The 1,496-nt window shown below is 72.6% G+C and carries 1 protein-coding gene and 1 pseudogene; both read right to left on the bottom strand.

Going from position 1 to position 1,496, the window contains the following annotated elements:
• Nucleotides 1-179: 179 nt before the first annotated feature.
• The gene (locus CQZ88_RS27950; protein WP_006931712.1) at nt 180-1,232 is read right to left on the bottom strand and encodes a DNA polymerase domain-containing protein; all 1,053 of its coding nucleotides are present in this window, start codon (nt 1,230-1,232) and stop codon (nt 180-182) included.
• Nucleotides 1,233-1,238: 6 nt separating this feature from the next.
• Nucleotides 1,239-1,496 (bottom strand): annotated as a pseudogene (locus CQZ88_RS32075) (ATP-dependent DNA ligase); the annotation flags it as partial.

The following is a 1,496-nucleotide window of genomic DNA, read 5'->3' on the forward strand; positions in this document are numbered from 1 at the left end:
CACCACCGAGAACCCGAACCGACTTCCGCGCATCCGCTACCACCGACACGGTGACTGCCTCCTCCGGCCTCGTCCCCCGCAAACCGAATCCCCCAGGGGGAGTCTACGGAGACGCGCACCGGTTCACCGGGTCGGCGGGCATCGATGCGGTCACGAGAGGTCACCGCCCCGGTGAATCCCTAGCCGGGCCGCTTGCGGTCGGTGTCGCGGGACGGCTGCACCCGCTTCGGCTCGCCCGGCATCTTCGGATGGGTCGGCGGGTAGGGCAGGTCGCCGAGGCCCGCGGCGGCGTCCCGCTCGGCCATCTCGAGCAGCACGTCGAGCGCCTGCGCGGTCTCGTCCATCGCGGCCATCGGATCGCCGCGGCGCTCGAGCAGGCCCGGCACGGTCGCGATCGTGAGATCGTCCGGGTCGGCGTCGACGAGTTCGTCCCACGTCAGGGGTGTCGACACCGTCGCGATCGGGGTGCGCCGCACCGAATATGCCGACGCGATCGTCTTGTCCCGGGCGTTCTGGTTGAAGTCGAGGAAGATGCGCTGCCCGCGCTCCTCCTTCCACCACGCGGTGGTGGCCCGGCCGCCGCTGCGGCGTTCCACCTCCCGCATCAGGGCGATCCCGGCGCGGCGCACGCCGACGAAGTCCCACTCCGGGACGATGCGGACGTACACGTGCAGGCCGCGGCCGCCCGACGTCTTCGGGAAACCGACCAGACCCAGCTCGTCGAGCAGCGGTCGCAGCACCTCGAGCGCGACCGCGCGGGCGTCGTCGAACGCGGTCCCCGGCTGCGGGTCGAGATCGATGCGCAACTCGTCCGGGCGGTCGACGTCCCCGCAGCGCACCGCCCACGGGTGGAACGTCACGGTGCCCAGGTTCGCCGCCCACACGACGTCCGCCGCGCTGCGCACCCGCAGCACGTCGGCAGTGCGGCCGGACGGAAACGTCACCTCGCACGTCGCGACGTGGTCGGGCCGGCGGGCAGGCACCCGCTTCTGGTAGATCTCCTCGCCCTCGATCCCGTCGGGGAACCGCTGCAGATGTGTCGGCCGCTCCCGCAGCGCCTGCAGCAGCGGCGCCGAGCCGGCCGTCGCGACGGTCCGGTAGTACTCGACGAGGCGGCGCTTGGTGCCGGCCTCTCCGAGCCGGGGGAAGTACACCTTGTCGGGGTTGGACAGGCGGACGGGCACGCCGCCGACGTCCAGTTCCACGGCGGGAGAACGCTTCGCATCGGGCACCGGAGGTCACACTCCTGTCCGGTCGAGGACGTCGCCGAGGTCGTACCGCACCGGCACGTCCAACTGCTCGAAGGTGCAGCTGCGCGGCTCGCGGTCCGGTCGCCACCGCAGGAACCGCGCCGCGTGCCGGAACCGCAGGCCGGTCTCGGCGTTGCCCTCCATCTGGTCGTAGGCCACCTCCAGGACCCGCTCCGGCCGCAGCGGTATCCATCGGCGGTCCACCGCCGTCCGCCACCGGCTCGGCTCCCCCTCGGCGACGACGTC

Source organism: Rhodococcus sp. ENV425 (assembly GCF_002887785.1).
Classification (GTDB): Bacteria; Actinomycetota; Actinomycetes; order Mycobacteriales; family Mycobacteriaceae; genus Rhodococcus; species Rhodococcus aetherivorans.